The 22,113-nt window shown below is 53.7% G+C and carries 17 protein-coding genes, 1 rRNA gene and 1 riboswitch; of the genes, 15 read left to right on the forward strand and 3 right to left on the reverse strand.

The features are described from left to right. Positions 1-18: 18 nt before the first annotated feature. A complete protein-coding gene (gene metJ, locus IG609_RS00765) occupies positions 19-336 on the reverse strand; it encodes a met regulon transcriptional regulator MetJ (RefSeq protein ID WP_005973355.1) in 318 nt (105 codons plus the stop codon). Positions 337-523: 187 nt separating this feature from the next. On the opposite strand from metJ, the gene metB reads away from it, so the two are divergent. The 10 genes from metB (at position 524) to oxyR (ending at position 13,193) form a co-directional block, all read left to right on the forward strand. After that, positions 524-1,684: a cystathionine gamma-synthase gene (metB, locus tag IG609_RS00770; protein WP_193397750.1), complete on the forward strand. Its 1,161-nt coding sequence runs from the start codon at positions 524-526 to the stop codon at positions 1,682-1,684. 2 nt (positions 1,685-1,686) lie between these two features. Further along, positions 1,687-4,122, forward strand: coding sequence for a bifunctional aspartate kinase/homoserine dehydrogenase II (locus tag IG609_RS00775; protein ID WP_193397749.1), 2,436 nt, complete (start codon positions 1,687-1,689; stop codon positions 4,120-4,122). A gap of 218 nt (positions 4,123-4,340) precedes the next feature. Next, entirely contained in the window at positions 4,341-5,507 is a 1,167-nt protein-coding gene (locus IG609_RS00780; RefSeq protein WP_193397748.1) for an ABC transporter ATP-binding protein, read from the forward strand. A 22-nt stretch (positions 5,508-5,529) separates the two neighbouring features. Next, positions 5,530-6,663: an extracellular solute-binding protein gene (locus tag IG609_RS00785; protein WP_193397747.1), complete on the forward strand. Its 1,134-nt coding sequence runs from the start codon at positions 5,530-5,532 to the stop codon at positions 6,661-6,663. 71 nt (positions 6,664-6,734) lie between these two features. Then, positions 6,735-7,574, forward strand: coding sequence for an ABC transporter permease (locus IG609_RS00790; RefSeq protein WP_014916987.1), 840 nt, complete (start codon positions 6,735-6,737; stop codon positions 7,572-7,574). After that, positions 7,571-8,377 carry an ABC transporter permease gene (locus IG609_RS00795; protein WP_193397746.1) on the forward strand — a complete coding sequence of 269 codons (807 nt, stop codon included), beginning with the start codon at positions 7,571-7,573 and terminating at the stop codon, positions 8,375-8,377. The genes IG609_RS00790 and IG609_RS00795 overlap by 4 nt, the downstream gene beginning before the upstream one ends. Beyond that, complete coding sequence (locus IG609_RS00800) at positions 8,374-9,378, forward strand: LacI family DNA-binding transcriptional regulator (RefSeq protein ID WP_193397745.1); 1,005 nt, start codon at positions 8,374-8,376, stop codon at positions 9,376-9,378. The genes IG609_RS00795 and IG609_RS00800 overlap by 4 nt, the downstream gene beginning before the upstream one ends. Positions 9,379-9,425: 47 nt before the next feature. Next, the gene (locus tag IG609_RS00805) at positions 9,426-10,187 is read left to right on the forward strand and encodes a phosphodiesterase (protein WP_193397744.1); all 762 of its coding nucleotides are present in this window, start codon (positions 9,426-9,428) and stop codon (positions 10,185-10,187) included. 578 nt (positions 10,188-10,765) lie between these two features. Continuing rightward, positions 10,766-11,662: a methylenetetrahydrofolate reductase gene (gene metF / locus IG609_RS00810; RefSeq protein ID WP_010281488.1), complete on the forward strand. Its 897-nt coding sequence runs from the start codon at positions 10,766-10,768 to the stop codon at positions 11,660-11,662. A 622-nt stretch (positions 11,663-12,284) separates the two neighbouring features. Continuing rightward, a complete protein-coding gene (gene oxyR / locus IG609_RS00815) occupies positions 12,285-13,193 on the forward strand; it encodes a DNA-binding transcriptional regulator OxyR (RefSeq protein ID WP_102118178.1) in 909 nt (302 codons plus the stop codon). Here oxyR and sthA read toward each other — a convergent pair. Then, positions 13,185-14,591, reverse strand: a complete 1,407-nt coding sequence (gene sthA, locus IG609_RS00820) for a Si-specific NAD(P)(+) transhydrogenase (protein ID WP_012772922.1) — start codon at positions 14,589-14,591, stop codon at positions 13,185-13,187. The two genes, oxyR and sthA, sit on opposite strands and share 9 nt — an antisense overlap. A 211-nt stretch (positions 14,592-14,802) precedes the next feature. Between sthA and fabR the strand changes: the two genes are divergently transcribed. Then, complete coding sequence (gene fabR, locus IG609_RS00825) at positions 14,803-15,432, forward strand: HTH-type transcriptional repressor FabR (RefSeq protein ID WP_014916981.1); 630 nt, start codon at positions 14,803-14,805, stop codon at positions 15,430-15,432. A gap of 32 nt (positions 15,433-15,464) precedes the next feature. Beyond that, positions 15,465-15,851 (forward strand): YijD family membrane protein, encoded by a 387-nt coding sequence (locus IG609_RS00830; RefSeq protein ID WP_193400738.1) that lies wholly within the window; start codon positions 15,465-15,467, stop codon positions 15,849-15,851. 41 nt (positions 15,852-15,892) lie between these two features. On the opposite strand, the gene trmA is transcribed toward IG609_RS00830, so the two are convergent. Continuing rightward, positions 15,893-16,996, reverse strand: coding sequence for a tRNA (uridine(54)-C5)-methyltransferase TrmA (trmA, locus tag IG609_RS00835; protein WP_193400740.1), 1,104 nt, complete (start codon positions 16,994-16,996; stop codon positions 15,893-15,895). Positions 16,997-17,127: 131 nt separating this feature from the next. Beyond that, positions 17,128-17,357: riboswitch (cobalamin riboswitch) on the forward strand. A 66-nt stretch (positions 17,358-17,423) separates the two neighbouring features. On the opposite strand from trmA, the gene btuB reads away from it, so the two are divergent. The 3 genes from btuB (at position 17,424) to IG609_RS00850 (ending at position 22,052) form a co-directional block, all read left to right on the forward strand. Next, positions 17,424-19,328, forward strand: a complete 1,905-nt coding sequence (btuB, locus tag IG609_RS00840; protein ID WP_193397741.1) for a TonB-dependent vitamin B12 receptor BtuB — start codon at positions 17,424-17,426, stop codon at positions 19,326-19,328. Further along, on the forward strand, positions 19,273-20,130 hold the full coding sequence (murI, locus tag IG609_RS00845) for a glutamate racemase (RefSeq protein WP_193397740.1): 858 nt from the start codon (positions 19,273-19,275) through the stop codon (positions 20,128-20,130). Before btuB ends, murI begins: the two co-directional genes overlap by 56 nt. 380 nt (positions 20,131-20,510) lie before the next feature. Then, positions 20,511-22,052, forward strand: a 16S ribosomal RNA gene (locus tag IG609_RS00850). The last annotated feature ends 61 nt before the right edge of the window (positions 22,053-22,113 follow it).

The following is a 22,113-nucleotide window of genomic DNA, read 5'->3' on the forward strand; positions in this document are numbered from 1 at the left end:
TTGACAGCGTAAGCGCGATCAGTATTCCCACGTATCCGGGTCGATACCCATTTCACGCATGATGATTTTCGCGGCTTCAGGAATTTCATCGCTGCGTTCTTTACGCAGGTCTTCGTCATTCGGTAACGGTTGACCAGTGAACGCGTGCAGAAACGCCTCGCACAGCAGCTCGCTGTTGGTGGCATGGCGCAGGTTGTTCACCTGACGACGCGTGCGTTCGTCAGTTAGTATTTTTAATACTTTCAATGGGATAGATACTGTTATCTTCTTGACTTGCTCGCTTTTTTTACCGTGTTCAGCGTAAGGGCTGACATACTCGCCGTTCCACTCAGCCATGGGATACCTTAAAAATTAATCTAATGAAGACAGCATCTGTCATGAAATGCCACAATTCTAACGGTTATTCTGCTTATGCTCAATCTATACGCAAAGAAGTTTAGATGTCTAGATGTGTTGACGTCTATTAAAACTGCGTTTACTCTTAACTTCCTATCTTTTCAGCCTCCAGCCAGGAAATGAGCCGATGACGCGTAAACAGGCAACGATCGCAGTCCGCAGCGGGTTAAATAATGATGAGCAGTATGGCTGCGTCGTCCCACCCATTCACCTTTCCAGCACGTATAACTTTACCGGATTCAACCAGCCACGGGCACACGACTATTCGCGTCGCGGTAACCCCACGCGTGATGTTGTGCAGCGCGCGCTTGCCGAACTGGAAGGCGGTGCGGGTGCGGTAATGACGAGCAGCGGAATGTCGGCGATTATGCTGGTTTGCACGGTGTTTCTGCGTCCCGGCGATCTGCTGGTGGCGCCGCATGATTGCTATGGCGGCAGCTATCGTCTGTTTGACAGCCTGAGCAAGCGCGGCGCATTTCGCGTCAAATTTGTCGATCAAAGTGATACCGATGCGCTCAACGCGGCGTTGGCAGAAAAGCCGAAGCTGGTGCTGGTGGAAAGTCCAAGCAATCCACTGCTGCGCGTCGTGGATATTGCCGCGATTTGTCAGGCCGCGCGCGAAGCGGGTGCGGTTAGCGTAGTGGATAACACCTTCCTGAGCCCGGCGTTGCAGAAGCCGCTGGAGCTGGGTGCCGATCTGGTGGTGCATTCGTGTACCAAGTACCTGAATGGTCACTCTGACGTGGTGGCGGGTGCGGTGATCGCCAAAGATGCCGACACCATTACTGAACTGGCCTGGTGGGCAAATAATATTGGTGTTACAGGCGCGGCGTTTGACAGCTATCTGCTGCTACGCGGCCTGCGTACCTTATCGCCACGTATGGCGGCCGCGCAGCGTAATGCGCAACAAATCGTTGAATTCTTACAGACGCAGCCGTTGGTGAAGGCGCTGTATCATCCTTCACTGCCGAACAATCCCGGCCATGATATTGCCCGCCGTCAACAATCTGGCTTTGGCGCTATGCTAAGTTTTGAGTTGGATGGAGATGAAGACACGCTGCGCCGTTTTCTGGCATCGCTGGAGCTGTTCACGCTGGCGGAATCGCTGGGCGGAGTGGAAAGCCTAATCTCTCATGCGGCAACGATGACGCATGCCGGCATGGCGCCAGAAGCGCGTGCGGCGGCGGGTATCTCTGAAACATTACTGCGTATTTCCACCGGCATTGAAGACGGCGATGATCTGGTTGCCGATCTGGATCGTGCGTTTCAAGCCGCTGCCAAGAGGTAAGAATGAGTGCATTAGGAGCAGCGCCATCGGTAACGGGCCGACAGTTGCATAAGTTTGGTGGTAGCAGTCTGGCCGATGTGAAGTGTTACCTGCGCGTAGCCGGTATTATGGCGGAGTATAGCCACCCCGGTGATTTGATGGTGGTGTCTGCCGCTGGCAGTACCACAAACCAACTGATTAGCTGGTTGAAACTGAGCCGAAGCGATCGCCTGTCGGCGCATCAGGTTCAGCAGGCATTACGCCGCTACCACAGTGAACTGATTGCTGGGCTTCTGCCTGTGCAAGAGGCAGAAGCGCTGACCGCCCAGTTTATTCGCGATCTGGAGCGTTTGGCTGTGCTGTTGGATGGCAAGATGACGGATGCCGTCTACGCCGAAGTGGTCGGGCACGGTGAAATCTGGTCGGCTCGCCTGATGTCTGCTGTGCTGAATCACCGAGATATGAATGCCGCGTGGCTGGATGCACGCGATTTTCTCTGCGCGGAACGTGCCGCGCAGCCGCAGGTGGATGAAGGGCGCTCCTGGCCGCTGTTGCAGCAATATCTGACGCAACACACAGGTCAGCGTTTAGTGGTAACGGGTTTTATCTGCCGTAATGATGCAGGCGAAACGGTACTGCTGGGGCGCAACGGGAGTGACTACTCCGCGACGCAAATTGGTGCATTGGCGGGCGTTGAGCGTGTGACTATCTGGAGCGACGTCGCTGGGGTGTATAGCGCCGACCCGCGCAAAGTGAAAGATGCCTGCCTGTTGCCACTGCTGCGGTTAGATGAAGCCAGTGAACTGGCACGTCTGGCGGCACCGGTATTACATACGCGTACCTTACAGCCCGTTTCCGGCAGCGATATCGACCTGCAACTGCGTTGCAGCTATCAGCCTGAACAAGGGTCGACGCGCATCGAACGCGTGCTGGCCTCGGGCACAGGTGCCAAAATTGTCACTAGCCATGATGACGTGTGCCTGATTGAAGTTCAGGTTCCTTCTGAACACGATTTCGTGCTGCTGCAAAAAGAAGTCGAACAGCTTCTGAACCGTGCGCAGCTGAAACCGCTGGCGATCGGCGTTCATCAGGATCGTAACCTGCTGCAACTGTGCTACACCTCCGAAGTGGTGGATAGCGCGTTACAACTGCTGACACAGGCCGCGTTATCCGTTGAGCTCAACCAGCGTGACGGGCTGGCGATGGTGGCGATGGTGGGCGCGGGCGTGGGTAACAATCCGCTGCACAGCCACCGTTTCTATCAGCAGTTGAAAGATCAGCCGATTGAATTTGTCTGCCAGGCCGATGATGGCATCAGTCTGGTCGCTGTGCTGCGCGTTGGTCCGACGGAGCATTTGATTCGTGGGTTGCACCATTCGTTGTTCCGAGCAGAAAAACGTATTGGGCTAGTGCTGTTTGGCAAAGGGAATATTGGTTCACGCTGGCTGGAGCTGTTTGCGCGTGAGCAGAGTAATCTGTCTGCACGCACCGGCTTTGAATTTGTACTGGCTGGCGTGGTGGACAGTACGCGCAGCTTGCTGAACTATGATGGGCTGGATGCCAGCCGTGCATTGGCTTTCTTCGAAAGTGAAGCACAAGAGCGGGATGGCGAAGATCTGTTCCTGTGGATGCGCGCGCACCCCTTCGATGATTTGGTGGTGCTGGACGTCACCGCCAGTGAATCGGTCGCCGATCTGTATCTGGATTTCGCCAGCTACGGTTTCCATGTCATCAGCGCCAACAAACTGGCGGGGGCGTCCGGTGGCAATAACTACCGCCAGATCCGCGACGCGTTCGCGAAAACGGATCGCCACTGGTTGTATAACGCGACCGTCGGTGCAGGGTTGCCGGTCAACTTTGCCGTACGCGATCTGCGGGAAAGCGGTGACAGTATTCTGGCGATTAGCGGGATTTTCTCCGGCACGCTTTCCTGGTTGTTCTTGCAGTTTGACGGCACCGTGCCGTTCACCGAACTGGTCGATCAGGCTTGCCAGCAGGGGCTGACCGAACCGGATCCGCGTGTTGACCTCTCTGGTCAGGATGTCATGCGTAAATTGGTGATTCTGGCGCGTGAGGCTGGCTATGATATCGAACCGAGTCAGGTTCGGGTTGAGTCGCTGGTGCCGCCGGGCTGTGAGCAGGGTTCTGTCGATTACTTCTTCGAGAACGGCGATTCGCTGAACGAGCAGATGCTGCGTCGTCTGGAAGCCGCACAGGAAATGGGTCTGGTTCTGCGTCACGTCGCACGCTTCGACAGCAATGGTAAAGCGCGCGTGGGCGTTGAAGCCGTTCGCCCCGATCATCCGCTGGCCTCGCTGTTGCCGGGTGATAACGTGTTTGCGATTGAAAGCCGCTGGTATCGGGATAACCCGCTGGTTATCCGTGGGCCGGGCGCGGGGCGCGATGTCACCGCCGGTGCGCTTCAGTCTGACCTGAACCGTTTGGCGCAGTTATTGTAGAACCTGTTGTCAGCGCGACATACTATTGGCCGTCTCCGCGTATGGGGAGATGGCCAATACTCAAGAGACCCATTCCCTCATTTCCCTTCTGGCTAAAAAATTTCCACCGCTATCTTTCTTGTCAGTCGTGTCATTGAAATGTCACGGTGACAACACGCCACTGACACGATGTCACCGCACAATCAGCGCATTGTTTGATTATCGTGGAATGCACAGCTGTGCAAAAAACAACGTCCTCTGCGGCAGCCCCGCACATTGTCATCGACCACCTACATGTTGGATACGGCACGACCGCCGTATTGAACGATATCCATCTGGAGATTGCACAGGGCGAATTCGTGGCGTTGCTCGGTTCGTCAGGGTGCGGCAAGACGACGTTACTGCGTACGGTCGCTGGGTTCTCGTCACCGCGAGCGGGGGCGATTCGCGTTAACGGGCAGGATATGACGCAAGCGCCACCGGAGAAACGCGGAATGGCGCTGGTGTTTCAGAGCTATGCGCTGTGGCCGCATATGACGGTGGCACAGCATATTGCCTATGGACTGCGTTTGCGTCGCGTCCCGCGTGCGGAGATTGCCAGCCGTGTGGCGGAACTGGAAACCATGCTCGGTTTAACGGGCCTGAGCGCCCGTAAGCCTGCGGAACTGTCCGGTGGACAGCGCCAGCGGGTTGCCTTGGGGCGCGCACTGGCGGTACGACCCGATATTCTGCTGCTGGATGAACCGCTCTCCAATCTGGATGCCCGCATTCGCCTACAGCTGCGCGATGAGATTCGAGCGTTGCAACAGCGGCTGGGATTGACCGCGATCCACGTGACGCACGATCGCGAAGAAGCAATGGTGATGGCGGACCGCATCGTGATTTTGAATCAGGGTCGGATCATGCAGGCGGGCAGCCCGCAAGAGGTGTATCACCATCCTGCCAGTTCGTTTGTCGCGGCGTTTATGGGCGCGGAGAATCGGCTTGTGCTAGAAGCTCGCTATGACGGCGAGACGCTGATGATTCCCGGTGATGCCGAGAGTCATTCGCTGGTGCCAGCGAATACGTCGCTACCGCCCGGAGCGATAGAAGCACGTTTTCGTGCGGAAGCCGCTCGCCTTTACGATGCGGCGGACGTCCCGCTTATCCAGCCCGGCATGTTGATGCGCTACGGCACGGTACAGGCACAGAGCTACCCCGGCGGATACTGGCTGCATACGATTTCCAGCGGCACTTGGCGGATACAGGTTCATGCGTCGCACCCCTATGCCATCGGGCAGCGGGTTGCGGTGCAGATCCCTGCTGAGGCGCTGTTTCTTTTCCCGCTGGCAGAAGAGGCTGTGCCTTTGACGGCGGTACCAGATACCACTTCACGTTATTCCTCGCTTCCCGGCCTGACGGCCTGATCCTGAATTGGAGACAAATGATATGAAACGCATTTTTGCTGCAACGCTGATGATGAGTACGCCGCTGGCGGCGGTACAGGCACAGGAATTAACGGTGTTGACGGCGGGTGACCAGAACATGGTCGATTATGTGAATGAATACTTAGGGCCGCTGTTTGAGAAGCAGCATCCCGGCGTAAAAGTGCGCGCTGTCGGTACCGGACCGGGTGATGCGGGGTCGCAGAAGATTCTTGAGCGTTTCAATGCACAGCAGGCCGCTGGTGCCAAAGTCTGGGACACCGATGTGGCGGTTGTGCATGAGAAGTTTGTCGGCCCGATGGTGCAAAAGGGCGACCTGCTGAAATATCGCGATGATATCGCCAGCGGCAAGCTGGTCAGCATGGCTGCTGCGGATAAAGCCATGGGCACAGACGTAAAAGGCTACGTCATGCCGATGTTCAGCAGCCAGACGGCGCTGGCCTATAACCCCGGCATGGTAGTGAATCCGCCTAAAAGCTATGACGAAATCCAGCAGTGGGCTGCCGCGAATCCGAAGATGTTCGGCTACAACGGCATTAAGGGCGGCGCATCGGGTGTGAGCTTCGTAATGGGTTGGATTTACGCTTACGGCGGCGATGCTCAGAAGCTGATGAACGGGCCGTTTGACGAAGCGGAAGCACAGAAATGGCAACCGGCGTTTGAGCGCCTGAAAGCCTTTAACAAGAACGTGACGCTGACGCCGGGCAACGCTGGCACGCTCGACATGCTGAGCCGTGGCGAAATCGCGATGGGGCCGGTGTGGGTCGATATGTTCTATTCCTGGAAAGCGAGCGGGCAACTGCCGGACAATTTCAAATTGCTGCTTCCTGCGCCCGGTATGCCAGGGCAGCCGATGCACTATGTCATCCCCGCGCAGGCACCGAACCGCGAACTGGCTAAACAGTTTGTCGAACTGGCAACCAGCGCCAAAGTACAGGCCGAAGGGATTGTGGAACGCTTTAACTGGTATCCGGGGATCGATGCCAAGTACGTTCAGGCCGAGCTGAAGCCCGCTGTCTGGCAGCGTCTTTTCACGGACGTAACGCCTGATGAACTGGCGAGCAAAGGCAAGACGTTCCCTATCGCGCCTTATCACACCGCGATTTTGAACGCCTATGAGCAGGCGATGGCAAAATAGTGCCGCTGGCTTAGATACCCCTTAGCATCACAGGCGCTCTGGCGCGATGAAGCCAGAGCGCGGAGACATTCATGTTGCAAGTATCCCAATTCTCTTCCCGACTGGCGGGTATCGCGCTTGTGCTACCCGCGCTGGCGGTGGTGGCGGTCTGTTTTATCACGCCGCTGGGGCTGTCGGTTGGGGGCGCTTTTGTTAGTCAAAATGGCGTGGGCGTTGATAATTTTGTCACCGCATTAACGCTGTATCTGCCCGATATCCTGTTTACCTTACTGATTGTGAGCCTTGCGACGCTGCTGATTGGCCTGCTGTCCGTCATGATCGGCGGCTACCTGACGTTAGGGGAAAGCCCGCGCATGGTGGCGCTGCTGCGCTGGGTCTATCGCTGGCCGCTGTTTATTCCGTTTATCGTGACCGGGCAAATTTTACGCACGTTTCTGGCCAAGAACGGCTGGTTGAATGGCGCACTGGATACGCTCGGTATTGTCGATATGGCCAGCGCCAGCAACTGGCTGGACTGGCGCGGCATCGTGTTCGCCTTTGTCTGGAAACAGACGCCGTTTGTGGCGCTGCTGGTCGCGGGAGCGATGGCGTCACTGGATCGTACGATGATCGAATCTGCCCGTAACTTAGGCGCATCACGCCTTCGTATCTTGTGTGAAATTGTGGTGCCTCAGGTTGGGCAAACGCTGCTCACTGGGCTCATTCTCTCTTTCGTCACCATGATGTCGGTACTGTCCGTGCCGATGATGATTAATGCTCAGTCGCCGACGATGCTAACCGCCAACATTGCCTTCCGCATTAACGCCTACGGCGATTATGGCGTGGCGAATGCGTTGGGGGTGATTTCCCTGTTGATGACTGGTTTGTTTGCTGTGATTTATCTCCGCCTGAACATGAGGGATAAAGCATGAAGAACGTACTGTGGTTGATCCCGAGAATGCTGATTCTGGGGACGCTGATCTTCTTGATCTTTGGGCCATTGGCTAACCTCCTGCTGTGGTCGGTGGCGGAAAAATGGTTCTATCCCCATCTGCTGCCTAATGACTGGGGCTTTGCCTTCTGGAAGCGGGTGTTTTCACCGCGCGGGGTAGCCTGGGAAGCGCTGGGGAATAGCGTGCTGGTGGCGGTGTTCACCGTGCTGGCCTCATTGTCGCTGGCGATTCCGGCGGGATATGCGCTGGCACGCCTGCCGCTGCCCGCTCGTGGATTGATACTGCTGGTCTTCCTGATCCCACAGGCATTTCCGAATTTGACGGTGTACGTCAATATCGCTCGCCTATTTTATCAGTGGGGGCTGAACGGCACGCTGCTGGGCGTTGTGCTGGTTCACACGGTTCACGGGCTGGTATTTGCGGTCTGGATTGCCTCGGCGGCGTTCTCGGCGGTGGGACGTGAAATGGAGCAGGCGGCACGATCAATTGGTGCCGGGCCGTGGCGTGCTTTTGTCGATATCACTTTGCCGCTGGCTATGCCGGGGCTGATGGCATCGGCCATCTTCGTTTTCCTCGAATCGCTGGATGAATTTACTGGTAGCTACTTTGTGGGAGCACCGGATGTGCAGATGATGCCGCTGCTGCTCTATACCGCGGGGGCGGGCGGTAACTATCAGATCGCTTCCATTACTGCGCTGGTGCTGCTGATTCCTTCTGTGCTGTTCATGCTGGTGGTGGAACGTTTTTTGAAAGCCGACGTAATGGCAAGGATAGGGAAATGACGGCAGGTAAACAGGGATACGTTAGCGCACAGGATGTTGCGCGTCGGGCTGGCGTATCACGCTCGGCGGTGTCCCGCAGTTTTACCCCCGGCGCCAGCGTGTCGGCTGCCACCTATGCCAAAGTCATGACGGCGGCGCAGGAGTTGGGCTATCAGGTTAACGATCTGGCCCGCGGCCTGCTGGCGAACAGCAGCCGTCTGGTTGGGCTGGTGGTGACGCACCCCGAGGTCGGGTTTCGTGCCAATTTGGTTGCAGAACTGTCGCAGGCGTTAATCCAACGCGGCTCAATTCCTGTGCTTATCAATACCGGTCATGTGCGGGAAGCGATGGCCGCCGCGCGTTCGATTCTGTTTGGTCACCGTGCGGAAGCGACGATTGTGCTTTCCGGCTCGCCACCGAAAGAGTTTGTTGAGCTGGCGCAGCTAAACGGTCAGCCGCTGATTGTTATTGGGCGGCATGAGCCGGCGTGTGACAGCGTACACATCGATAATGACACCGCCGCGCGTATGGCGGCGCGGCTGTTTGCCTCATCGGGCAGAACGCGTCTGGCTTTGGCTGGAGCGGCGTCGGCAACGCCCAATATCATCGAGCGTGAACAGGCGTTTTGTGAAGAGGCGCATTTGTTAGGGCTGTCCGTCGTTGTGGTGCGTGGTGGTGATACGGATTATGACGACGGGCTGGCGGTGGGGCAGAGGCTATTTTCACTTCCCGCAGCCGCCAGGCCGGATGCGGTGTTCTGCGTTAACGATTTAGTCGCGTTCGGCGTGATCGACCGCGCAAAGCAGTGTGGGCTTGCCGTTCCGCAGGATCTCATGGTGATCGGGTTTGATGATATTCCGGCCGCAGGGTGGGATGCCTATGCGTTGACGACATTTCGTCAGGATCCCGCAACGATGGCGGCACAGGCGTTGGCGTTGCTCGATCGACGCCAGTCTCAGGGACAAGAACCCGCATGTCGAGCGAAAGTGGCTGCCCCGCTCATCCGCCGCCAGTCGGCGTAACGGCATTGGCAGGCGATAGCGCGTGGATAGTGAAAACGAGGAGAAATATGAAACTGATTCAACTTTCCGACCTCCATTTGACCGCACAAGGCGGCAACTTGCATGGCCGCGACCCAGAGCAGCAACTGAAAGCGGCGATTGCCGATATCAACGCACACCATCGCGATGCCGATCTGGTGGTCATCTCCGGCGATCTGTCCGATGACGGCAGTGCGGCATCTTATGTGTTTCTGGCCTCGGCGCTGGCTGAACTCCAGCTTCCCTGGCGTGTGACGATGGGGAATCACGACGACAGGGAGACGTTTTTGGCCCAGTTCCCGACGCTGGCGGATGAAAACGGGTTTGTGCAGAACGTGACGTCCGTGGGAGATGATTGCGTCATTCTGCTGGATTCGTTGCAGGCCGGTGACGTTGCCGGAACGCTGTGTTCCGCGCGGCTGGCGTGGCTGGAGCAACAGCTTCAGGCTGCGGAAGGCAAGAATGTGTTTCTGTTCCTGCATCATCCTCCGATGTCGATCGGGCTTCCGGCGCTGGATAATGTTCGATTAGCCCCTGAGGCAGCAGATGCGCTGTATCAGGTGTGTCATCGCTTCGGTAATGTGCGGCATATTTCCGCAGGGCACGTGCATCGGCCTGCTAGCGGCAGTTGGCGGGGAATATCGTTCAGCACGGTGCGCGGCACCAACCATCAATCCGCGCTGCGTTTCGCTCCAGGATTTGAAGTCAGCCTGGAAGCCCCGCAGTACGCCATTTTTCTGACGACGAAAGAAGGGCATACCGTACATTTTCACGATTTCCCCTGTGGTTGACGGCGTATCCCCTTGCGTTTACGTAGCCTGAGAGATGGTTTCGTGCGTCACAATCCCGCCATTTTCATGCAACCTCGTAGCACACGCCCGACACGGGGCGGCTCAGCGCCGCTCGCCCCGTGCCCCCTGGCTTTCCGGCGCAAATTATGCCGCTAACGCGGTACCTTCGTCGGTATCAGGCTTAACGGACCGCTTGCGACACGTTTACTCGTCCCATAAATGGGACTCGCCCTTCGGGCCAGCACAAGTGCTGTTCAAAAACGTTGCTGACGTTTTTGTCCTACGTGGCGCAAGCTTGAGCCGCGTCCCTGCGGCTCATCCTAAGCCTGCTATCTCCTCAGCATAATTTTTTACGCCGGATAACGGCAAAACCCGCGACATCTTCTGCGTTTGCGTATAAAAGTCACCACGCCTGATCCATCATGAACTTTTTTCATTTACCGTGAGCAATCATCACGGTTTGTCGTGCTGAAAAACGTTGACTCTTTAAGCGGATTACGTCATTTTCTATATAGCCGTCTAAACGTATAGACGTGTAGCGAATGATAATAACAGTCACGGTCAACGGGGTAGCAGGTATGAGCTTTTTTCACGCAAACCAGCGGGAAGCGCTGAATCAAAGTCTGGCGGAATTACAGGGGCGCATTAATGTGTCATTCGAATTTTTCCCGCCGCGTACCAGCGAGATGGAAGACACCCTGTGGAGCTCTATCGATCGACTGAGCAGCCTGAAGCCCAAGTTTGTTTCGGTGACCTACGGGGCAAATTCTGGCGAGCGTGACCGTACTCACAGCATTATCAAAACCATTAAAGAACGTACCGGTCTGGAAGCGGCACCTCACCTGACCTGCATTGATGCCTCGCGTGAGCAACTGCGTGAAATCGCGCAGGATTACTGGCAGAGCGGTATCCGCCATATTGTCGCGCTGCGTGGCGACTTGCCTCCAGAAGGTGGCAAACCGGATATGTACGCGGCGGATCTGGTTTCGCTGCTGAAAGAGGTCGGTGATTTCGATATTTCGGTTGCCGCCTATCCTGAAGTACACCCTGAAGCGAAAAGCGCGCAGGCTGACCTGATTAACCTGAAACACAAGATTGATGCTGGCGCGAATCGCGCTATCACGCAGTTCTTTTTCGACGTGGAAAGCTATCTGCGGTTCCGTGACCGCTGCGTGGCGACGGGCATCGATGTAGAAATTGTGCCGGGCATTCTGCCAGTGTCGAACTTCAAGCAGTTGCAAAAATTTGCCACGATGACCAACGTCCGCGTGCCGAACTGGATGACGACCATGTTTGACGGCCTGGATAACGATCCAGAAACCCGCAAAATGGTGGGCGCGTCTATCGCCATGGACATGGTGAAAATTCTCAGTCGTGAAGGCGTAAAAGATTTCCATTTCTATACGCTGAACCGCGCGGAGCTGAGCTATGCGATTTGCCATACGCTGGGCGTCCGCCCTGATGTGGCACGCTGAGGCGACACGCAAGGTTTCAGGAAGAAAAAGGCCGCATGCGGTGACGAAGAGTAACGATATTGGGATGCCTTTCAACGTCACTTACGGCGGCCCTGAAAAGGAGGAGTCTCAGGATGAGATTCCTATTCATGCGGCTCGGCCGTCTGGCTAATCTTTATCTCCCGCGCCTGCTTTTATCTCTTACCCCATTTTTATTGCTAGTCGTTCCTATAAATAATCGTTTCTATCACTCATAACAGTACGATGACCGCTCGGCGGCGTTATGAGCCATCCGCCTGACTATTCGAATCCCCTCTTTCTCTCCACCTATCCTCATCCTGTTAATGGCTTTGCCTGCTGGTCAGATTTCCAGGTATCGATCGCGGGAGTATCGTTGGCCGATACACACAAAATGCTGTTGCTGCCAAGTCGTTTGAAGACGTTAGTCTGGTTGTTATAGCGTGGCGGAAGGCAAGAGTAGGTATACCCGTGGTACCGAAATCGTAAAAATATTGTTTTATTCCTGTAGAAATAAATAGATACGCTTTGGTGGGATATATTATTCATTTTGGATGTTGATAGGGATTATCGTTCATTGATATCCTATCTATTGCTGTTAGCTATCATTATAAGGAGAATAATAATGAATATTCGGGACTTAGAGTATCTTGTCGCGCTGGCAGAACATCGTCACTTTCGGCGTGCGGCAGATTCCTGCCATGTGAGTCAGCCAACACTCAGTGGACAGATTCGTAAACTGGAAGATGAACTCGGGGTGATGCTACTGGAACGAACCAGTCGCAAGGTCTTGTTTACGCAAGCTGGGCTGTTGCTAGTCGAGCAGGCCCGAACGGTATTACGTGAGGTCAAGGTACTAAAAGAGATGGCAAGCCAGCAGGGCGAAGCCATGTCTGGGCCGCTGCACATTGGCCTGATCCCCACCGTGGGGCCTTATTTGCTGCCCCAAATCATTCCGATGCTGCATCGCACGTTTCCCAAACTCGAAATGTACCTGCACGAAGCGCAAACCCATCAACTACTAGCCCAGTTGGACAGCGGCAAACTGGACTGCGCCATTCTGGCGATGGTGAAAGAGTCCGAAGCTTTCATCGAAGTTCCTCTCTTCGACGAGCCAATGAAACTGGCGATTTACCAAGATCATCCTTGGGCGAACCGCGAACGTGTGGCGATGTCCGATCTGGCGGGTGAAAAACTGCTGATGCTGGAAGACGGCCACTGCCTGCGCGATCAGGCGATGGGTTTTTGTTTTCAGGCGGGGGCGGATGAAGATACGCATTTCCGAGCAACCAGCCTGGAGACACTGCGCAACATGGTCGCAGCTGGAAGCGGTATTACGCTGCTGCCGGCGTTATCGGTTCCGCGCGAGCGCGAACGCGACGGCGTCTGCTATTTGCCGTGCTATAAGCCGGAGCCCAAGCGCACTATCGCGCTGGTGTATCGCCCTGGTTCACCGCTGCGCGGACGTTATGAGCAACTTGCTGATACCATCCGCGAGCATATGCAAGGCTATATGGAAAACCTGTCAAAATAAGCGGTTAAGCCCGTTCAGCGCGGCTACACGGTACGCTTCTGCCATGGTTGGATAGTTGAAGGTAGTATTAACGAAATATTCGATAGTATTGCCTTCACCTTTCTGTTCCATGATGGCCTGCCCGATGTGGATAATCTCAGCGGCGCGCTCACCAAAGCAGTGAATACCCAGAATCTGTTTCGTTTCACGATGGAACAGAATCTTCAAACTCCCCACATTCATCCCAACAATCTGCGCCCGTGCCAGATGTTTGAACTGTGCCCGCCCGACTTCATAAGGCACTTTCATCGCGGTGAGCTCTTGCTCGGTTTTCCCCACGGAGCTGATTTCTGGGATGGTATAAATGCCGGTTGGGATATCTTCGATCAGATGCGCGCTGGCATCGCCTTTGATGATCGCCTGTGCGGCGAGTCGACCCTGATCGTACGCCGCCGATGCTAGGCTTGGATAGCCAATGACATCGCCGATGGCATAAATATGCGCCAGCGCCGTCTGGTACATGCTGTTGACCTTGAGCTGCCCGCGGCTGTCGGTGCTCAGGCCGATATTCTCTAGCCCCAGCGTTTCCGTGTTACCCGTGCGTCCGTTGGCATAAAGCAGGCAGTCTGCCTTCATCTTTTTGCCTGACTTCAGATTAACGATAACGCCGTCAGACAGCCCTTCAATACTCTCGAACTCTTCGTTGTGGCGAATCACCACGCCGTTATTCCAGAAGTGGTAGGACAAGGCATCCGACATTTCCTGATCGAGAAAGGCTAGCAGCCTATCGCGGGTATTGATTAAATCGACCTTAACGCTCAGGCCGCGAAAGATCGAGGCGTATTCGCAGCCGATAACACCCGCGCCGTAAATAATGACGTGCTGAGGCTCGTGATCGAGTTGCAGAATCGAGTCGCTGTCGTAAATACGCGGGTGGTTGAAGTCGACTTCTGCCGGATGATACGGACGTGAACCGGTCGCGATAATGATATTTGCGGCGGTCAGCGTTTCATGGGTGTTGTCTGGGTAGTGAACGGCAATCGTATGTGCATCGATGAAGCTGGCTTCACCGGAAAACAACTCGCACTGGTTACGCTCATAGAATCCTTGTCGCATACGGGTTTGCTGACCAATGACGCTGTCGGCGTGGCGCAGGATGTCGGAAAATGAGGAGCGGATAATGCGGGAGTTGTCACTGTAGAGGGGGTTTTGATTGAACTCGATAATACGGCTGACGGCGTGGCGGAGGGCTTTGGAAGGAATCGTACCCCAGTGGGTACAGCCGCCGCCGACATTGTAGTGACGTTCAATCACCGCAATTTTGGCACCGTGCTTGGCCAATCCCATTGCTGCACCTTCACCGCCGGGACCGGAACCAATCACAATGGCATCATAATCGAATTGATGTTCTAGAGTCATGGTAGGTTAAACCTGTTTTTATACAAAATAATAACGTGGCTGTAACATTGTGCATTGTAACATCGACTGCGGAAGAACCCAATCATCCCTGCCTTTACTATGGAAACAGATTCTCACATTCTTAATATGGCAAACTTTGTCTCATTCTGCGGACAATAAAGTTTGCTATAGTGCCCCTCTGGAAAAGGGAGTAGATCATTTGGGCAGCATAATGGGTGTCAGAGCACAACAGAAAGAACGGACTCGTCGTTCCCTTATTGAAGCTGCATTTAGCCAGTTAAGCGCTGAGCGTAGCTTTGCCAGCCTGAGCCTGCGTGAAGTCGCTCGTGAAGCGGGTATCGCACCGACGTCTTTCTATCGTCATTTTCGTGACGTGGATGAGCTGGGGCTGACAATGGTTGACGAAAGCGGGTTGATGTTGCGCCAGTTAATGCGACAGGCCCGGCAGCGTATCGCCAAAACCGGTAGCGTGATCAGGACGTCGGTTGCCACCTTCATGGAATTTATCGGCAATAATCCTAATGCGTTCCGGCTCTTGCTGCGTGAGCGCTCAGGGACGTCGGCGGCATTCCGTGCGGCGGTCGCGCGGGAAATTCAGCATTTTATCGCTGAATTGGCGGATTATCTTGAGGTGGAAAACCATATTCCCCGCAGTTTCGCGGAAGCGCAGTCGGAAGCGATGGTGACCATTGTTTTCAGCGCGGGGGCGGAAGCCCTGGATGTTTCCTTGGAACAGCGTAAACAGCTAGAAGAGCGGCTAGTACTGCAACTGCGGATGATCGCCAAAGGTGCTTATTACTGGTACAGAAAAGAACACGATAGTAGCTTTACCGTGCCATAAATCCTCTATACCAACATGAGAAGGGATAAACCATGACACACAAACCTCATCAAGAAAAAGGTACGCTGGTGCTGGCGTTGATTGCGGGCCTATCCGTAAACGGCGCATTTTCCGCCCTGTTTAGCAGCATTGTTCCATTCTCGATTTTTCCCCTGCTTGCGCTGATATTATCCATTTATTGTCTGCATCAACGTTATTTGCACCACAGTATGCCGGAAGGTATTCCGATGCTGGCAGCGGCCAGTTTTCTGCTGGGATTGTTGATTTACAGCGCCATTGTGCGCGTTGAATATCCCGCCATAGGATCGAACTTTATTCCGTCAATCCTGTGCGTAGTGTTGGTTTTCTGGATTGGCCTGAAGCTGCGCCGCAGAAAAGAGTCGGATTCCGTATCCGCAGACGAGAGCGAGACGCTGTAGCGAGTGTATTCTGGCGGGGTGACCCGCCAGGTTGTGTGCTGTTACTGACGCTTTTCCAACAGCACGCCACACTCCATGTGGTGGGTGTAAGGGAATTGATCGAACAGCGCCAGACGGCGAATGTCGTGGGTTTCCGCTAGAGTTTGCAGGTTGTTGCTCAGCGTTTCTGGGTTGCAGGAAATATAAAGAATGCGCGGATACGCCTGCACCAGTTTCACCGTTTCGTCATCCAGTCCGCTGCGCGGCGGGTCAACAAAAATGGTCTCGCACTGGTAGCTCGTCAGATCGATACCCTGTAAGCGGTTAAACTGGCGTACGCCCTGCATAGCCTGCGTAAATTCTTCTGCCGCCATGCGGATAATCTGCACGTTCTCTATCTGGTTCGCCGCGATATTATACTGTGCAGCCGCGACGGAGGGTTTGGCGATCTCCGTCGCCAGTACGCGTTCGAAATTTCTTGCCAGCGCGAGTGAAAAATTGCCGTTACCGCAATACAGCTCCAGTAAATCTCCTGTTGATCCCGCTGTCGCATCCAGCGCCCATTCCAGCATCTGAATATTTATCGCGGCATTCGGCTGCGTGAAGCTGTTTTCTACCTGTCGGTAAATCATATCCCGACCTGCAACCGGCAGGCATTCATCGACATAATCGCGATCGAGGCAGATTTTGGTTTTTGTCGCGCGACCAATCAACTGTAGGCGGAACCCCTGCGCTGTCAGGCTGTCGCGCAGCGCGCGGGCATGTTCCTGCCATTCCTCATCCAGTGCGCGGTGATACAGCAGCGAAACGATTACTTCCCCGCTCAGGGTGGACAGGTAGTCTATCTGGAACAGTTTGCGGCGCAGGATGGAATCGGGCTGAATGGCAGCAAGCAGTTCCGGCATCAAGCGGTTGATCAGTTCACTGGCAGCCGGAAAGCGATCGACCCGAATGCGCTGTTTGGTTTGCTGGTCAAACATGATGTGATAAAGCTCGTCGCCATCGTGCCAGATACGGAATTCGGCGCGCATCCGATAGTGACTGACGGGAGAACGGAAGACGGCAGGCTCTGGTGCATTGAACGGTGCCATCATCCCACGCAGACGCTCGGTTTTCTCTGCAAGCTGGTCGTCGTATTGTTCGATGGGCAGGATTTCTGGCGTCATGGTTTTCTCGTCAACAGCGTCTAAAAGGGTGTTATTGGCCGGGAATTGTAGGGAATCCGGCCAGGAAGTCCAGTTTTGTTACGTGATTATACTGTAGTGATATAGAAGTCTAGACTTCCACAATTCGCGATTGTAGGATGAGCGTCCGGCCTTGTTCCACAAGTTAAAAGGGAATCCAGTGTAAATCTGGAGCTGACGCGCAGCGGTAAGGAATGCCTCGGCGATAGCATTATTATGCAGACACTGTCTTCAACTTTTGAGGATGGGAAGTCATCGCTTTCGTTGTATCACCTACCGTCGTTGACGATTTGTGGGACAACGGCATCCAAGCCCGAAGACCTGCCGGAATACGTCGCAATTGGTTCTGCATATCGCGTGCTATTAACAGAGCCTGCGGCATCCTTATTATTTCTCGGATGCTTTAACAATGATTAAAAAAATTTCGCTGCTGACGGCGCTTTCTGTCACGGCATTTTCTGGCTGGGCACAGGAAAACCCTTCATCTCCAAATTCGTCATCGGAAAAAAATGCCGATGATATGGTAGTCACAGCAAATCGTTTCGCACAGCCGGTTTCTTCGGTGCTGGCACCCATTGATGTGGTCACTCGTGATGACATCAATCGGTGGCAAGCGAAGAATGTTTTGGAAGTTATGCGTCGATTGCCAGGGGTGAATATTGCTCAGACTGGTGGGTTGGGACAAAGCGCATCAATGTATATTCGGGGCTCGGAAGCACGTCATACGTTGGTACTCATTGATGGTGTCCCTATTGCTAAATACGGTATTACAGGCGATCCAGATTTCAACCTTATCCCTATTGCTTTAGTACAGCGCATTGAGTTTATGCGTGGTCCACGTTCGGCGGTATACGGTGCCGACGCTATTGGTGGCGTGGCTAATATCATTACGCAAACAACAGAAAATAAAACAGTACTTAATGCAGGGGCTGGTTCGAACCGCTATCAGGAATATAGTGGAAGTTTGCATCAGTCGGTTGGTGATAGCACGCGAGTCTCTTTAGCTGGAGCTTATCAGGATACTCGGGGATTCAATGTTTACCCGGATTCATCTAATCAGGCGTTAGACTCAGATAAAGATGGCTGGCGCAATAAAACATTCTGGGCAGGTGTTGAACATCAGTTTAACGATTCAATTTCTGGGTTCTTCCGTGGCTACGGTTATGGCAGCAACGGTGACTATGATGCGCTTTCCCAAGACTTTGGTTTTCCTATTCAAAATGAACAGCAGAGCTACAACCATACCTATAGTGGCGGGTTGCGATTCTCCCAGGAAAATTATGCTTCTCAGTTGATTGCCAGCTATCAGAAATATACTTCAATCCAATATCTCAGTACTCAAGGGCGCTATGGTGCTTATAACTCTCAAGATGATATTGACCAATATGACGTGCTGTGGGGGAATACCTTGGCGCTCAGCCATGGTATGGTCAGTGCGGGTATTGACTGGCGCCAGCAGAAGTTAACTTCAGAAGGTGTTAGTTTTAATACACTAAACCGCGAGAGTAACCGCTATAAGCAGGATAACTCAGGGGCCTATTTAACCGCGCAACAGCAATATGGTGCTGTTATTCTGGAAGGATCTGTACGCGGTGATGACAATGAGAAATTTGGTAGACATGGTACTTGGCAGCTTGCATCAGGCTGGGAATTTTTCCCCGATTACCGAGTAACCCTCTCCTATGCGGCAGGCTTTCAGGCGCCCACTTTGGGACAGTTGTATGGTCAGAAGCGTTTCGATATTGAATCAAATGAAAACCTAAAGCCTGAAGAGTCGAAACAATGGGAAGCCGGATTGGAAGGTTTAACCGGACCATTAAGTTGGCGTTTGTTGGGTTATATTAATAAGATCGATAATCTGATCGCGTATGAGCATGCTTTTGCAACAAATACTGGGACTTATTATAACGTTGATGCAGCAACAATGAAGGGGCTGGAGTGGACGGGATCATTTGAGACTGGTGTACTGAATCATCAAATCACTTTGGACTATCTTGATGCCCGTAACGATGAAAACGATAAGGTTTTGGCCCGTCGTGCGAAGCAGCAAGCAAAGTACCAAGTTGATTGGAACCTGTATGACGTCGATTTTAATCTGAGTTACCAGTATGTAGGTAAGCGGTTTGATAATGCAGAAAATACCCGCCGCCTACCTAGCTACAGTACGGTTGATGTTTCCGCCTCATATCCGATCACCTCTCATCTGACAGTTCGTGGTAGAATCGCCAACCTGTTTGATAAAGATTATGAGACGGCATATGGCTACCGCACGGCAGGGCGAGAATACTATCTCACAGGAAGTTATACCTTCTAACCTGCCATCCCGTCCTACGGTTCTGGTCTTCGATTCTGGCGTAGGCGGGCTGTCTGTTTATGATGAAATCCGGCAGCTCTTGCCGGATCTTCACTATATATACGCATTTGATAACGAAGCGTTTCCCTATGGTGAGAAATCACAGCAGTTTATTATCGAGCGCGTGGTTGAGATTGTTAACGCAGTTCAACTACGCCATCAGCTCGCATTGGTTGTAATCGCCTGCAATACGGCGAGTACGATTTCCCTTCCTGCGTTACGTGAGCGCTTTACTTTCCCTGTCGTGGGTGTTGTCCCTGCGGTGAAGCCTGCGGCTAAGCTGACGCGCAACGGCGTTGTCGGCCTATTGGCAACGCGCGCAACGGTTCAACGTTCGTATACGCACGAACTGATTGCCCGTTTTGCGACGGATTGCCAGATTTTGTCATTGGGATCGTCAGAACTGGTCGAGTTAGCAGAAGCGAAATTGCAGGGGGAGATGATCTCCATTTCCGAATTGCAAAAAATTCTGCGCCCTTGGCTGCGCTTACCTGAACCGCCAGATACGGTTGTGCTCGGGTGTACACATTTTCCGTTGCTAGCAGAAGAGCTGAAAGCAGCGTTGCCAGATGGTACACGTCTTGTCGATTCCGGTGCCGCTATTGCCAGAAGAACAGCATGGTTGATTGCTAATCTGGATAATCCTGCACTTTCGACAGATAAGAATCTGGTTTATTGCCTGGCGATTACACCTAAAGTCGCTACGCTGTGGCCAATATTGCAGCGTTATGGCTTCGATTCGCTGGAAAAACTGCCACTTTGATAGCCTTATGGGCAAATAGTAGACAAACGATAATTTTTTTGCATTTAGCGCTTGTCAGTGGCCGAGAAGTCCCTATAATGCGCCTCCACTGACACGGCAACAGCGACTTACGAAGTTGGTGTGACAGAAAAAATTCAACGAAGGCGGTCAGTAATGACTTGACTTCACAGCGGAAAAGCATAATATATGCGGCCCGCGCCACGGAAGATGTGGCACTGCTCTTTAACAATATAATCAGACAATCTGTGTGGGCACTCACAAGACCGTATCTTAACGATATAAAAAAGTCTTGAAGAGTGAACAACAGTAAATTCATTACGAATAAACAGTTACTAATTCTTTGAGCATCGCTGACGAGTTCAGCAAATCAAACAAATCTTAAATTGAAGAGTTTGATCATGGCTCAGATTGAACGCTGGCGGCAGGCCTAACACATGCAAGTCGAGCGGTAGCACAGGAGAGCTTGCTCTCTGGGTGACGAGCGGCGGACGGGTGAGTAATGTCTGGGAAACTGCCTGATGGAGGGGGATAACTACTGGAAACGGTAGCTAATACCGCATAACGTCTTCGGACCAAAGAGGGGGACCTTAGGGCCTCTCGCCATCGGATGTGCCCAGATGGGATTAGCTAGTAGGTGAGGTAATGGCTCACCTAGGCGACGATCCCTAGCTGGTCTGAGAGGATGACCAGCCACACTGGAACTGAGACACGGTCCAGACTCCTACGGGAGGCAGCAGTGGGGAATATTGCACAATGGGCGCAAGCCTGATGCAGCCATGCCGCGTGTGTGAAGAAGGCCTTCGGGTTGTAAAGCACTTTCAGCGGGGAGGAAGGCGATGAGGTTAATAACCTTATCGATTGACGTTACCCGCAGAAGAAGCACCGGCTAACTCCGTGCCAGCAGCCGCGGTAATACGGAGGGTGCAAGCGTTAATCGGAATGACTGGGCGTAAAGCGCACGCAGGCGGTCTGTTAAGTTGGATGTGAAATCCCCGGGCTTAACCTGGGAACTGCATTCAAAACTGACAGGCTAGAGTCTTGTAGAGGGGGGTAGAATTCCAGGTGTAGCGGTGAAATGCGTAGAGATCTGGAGGAATACCGGTGGCGAAGGCGGCCCCCTGGACAAAGACTGACGCTCAGGTGCGAAAGCGTGGGGAGCAAACAGGATTAGATACCCTGGTAGTCCACGCTGTAAACGATGTCGATTTGGAGGTTGTGCCCTTGAGGCGTGGCTTCCGGAGCTAACGCGTTAAATCGACCGCCTGGGGAGTACGGCCGCAAGGTTAAAACTCAAATGAATTGACGGGGGCCCGCACAAGCGGTGGAGCATGTGGTTTAATTCGATGCAACGCGAAGAACCTTACCTACTCTTGACATCCAGAGAACTTAGCAGAGATGCTTTGGTGCCTTCGGGAACTCTGAGACAGGTGCTGCATGGCTGTCGTCAGCTCGTGTTGTGAAATGTTGGGTTAAGTCCCGCAACGAGCGCAACCCTTATCCTTTGTTGCCAGCGATTCGGTCGGGAACTCAAAGGAGACTGCCGGTGATAAACCGGAGGAAGGTGGGGATGACGTCAAGTCATCATGGCCCTTACGAGTAGGGCTACACACGTGCTACAATGGCGTATACAAAGAGAAGCGACCTCGCGAGAGCAAGCGGACCTCATAAAGTACGTCGTAGTCCGGATTGGAGTCTGCAACTCGACTCCATGAAGTCGGAATCGCTAGTAATCGTAGATCAGAATGCTACGGTGAATACGTTCCCGGGCCTTGTACACACCGCCCGTCACACCATGGGAGTGGGTTGCAAAAGAAGTAGGTAGCTTAACCTTCGGGAGGGCGCTTACCACTTTGTGATTCATGACTGGGGTGAAGTCGTAACAAGGTAACCGTAGGGGAACCTGCGGTTGGATCACCTCCTTACCAAGAAGATGTGCGTTAAGTGAAGTGCTCACACAGATTGTCTGATGAAAATACTGAGCAA

Origin of the sequence: Pectobacterium quasiaquaticum (assembly GCF_014946775.2) — a bacterium.
GTDB lineage: Bacteria > Pseudomonadota > Gammaproteobacteria > Enterobacterales > Enterobacteriaceae > Pectobacterium > Pectobacterium aquaticum.

Excerpts from the sequence above, each read along its gene's own strand:
- metJ (WP_005973355.1), bottom strand. The coding sequence starts at position 336 with ATGGCTGAGTGGAACGGCGAGTATGTCAGCCCTTACGCTGAACACGGT.
- metB (WP_193397750.1), top strand. The coding sequence starts at position 524 with ATGACGCGTAAACAGGCAACGATCGCAGTCCGCAGCGGGTTAAATAAT.
- IG609_RS00775 (WP_193397749.1), top strand. The coding sequence starts at position 1,687 with ATGAGTGCATTAGGAGCAGCGCCATCGGTAACGGGCCGACAGTTGCAT.
- IG609_RS00785 (WP_193397747.1), top strand. The coding sequence starts at position 5,530 with ATGAAACGCATTTTTGCTGCAACGCTGATGATGAGTACGCCGCTGGCG.
- IG609_RS00790 (WP_014916987.1), top strand. The coding sequence starts at position 6,735 with ATGTTGCAAGTATCCCAATTCTCTTCCCGACTGGCGGGTATCGCGCTT.
- IG609_RS00795 (WP_193397746.1), top strand. The coding sequence starts at position 7,571 with ATGAAGAACGTACTGTGGTTGATCCCGAGAATGCTGATTCTGGGGACG.
- IG609_RS00800 (WP_193397745.1), top strand. The coding sequence starts at position 8,374 with ATGACGGCAGGTAAACAGGGATACGTTAGCGCACAGGATGTTGCGCGT.
- IG609_RS00805 (WP_193397744.1), top strand. The coding sequence starts at position 9,426 with ATGAAACTGATTCAACTTTCCGACCTCCATTTGACCGCACAAGGCGGC.
- metF (WP_010281488.1), top strand. The coding sequence starts at position 10,766 with ATGAGCTTTTTTCACGCAAACCAGCGGGAAGCGCTGAATCAAAGTCTG.
- oxyR (WP_102118178.1), top strand. The coding sequence starts at position 12,285 with ATGAATATTCGGGACTTAGAGTATCTTGTCGCGCTGGCAGAACATCGT.
- sthA (WP_012772922.1), bottom strand. The coding sequence starts at position 14,591 with ATGACTCTAGAACATCAATTCGATTATGATGCCATTGTGATTGGTTCC.
- fabR (WP_014916981.1), top strand. The coding sequence starts at position 14,803 with ATGGGTGTCAGAGCACAACAGAAAGAACGGACTCGTCGTTCCCTTATT.
- IG609_RS00830 (WP_193400738.1), top strand. The coding sequence starts at position 15,465 with ATGACACACAAACCTCATCAAGAAAAAGGTACGCTGGTGCTGGCGTTG.
- trmA (WP_193400740.1), bottom strand. The coding sequence starts at position 16,996 with ATGACGCCAGAAATCCTGCCCATCGAACAATACGACGACCAGCTTGCA.
- btuB (WP_193397741.1), top strand. The coding sequence starts at position 17,424 with ATGATTAAAAAAATTTCGCTGCTGACGGCGCTTTCTGTCACGGCATTT.
- murI (WP_193397740.1), top strand. The coding sequence starts at position 19,273 with ATGGCTACCGCACGGCAGGGCGAGAATACTATCTCACAGGAAGTTATA.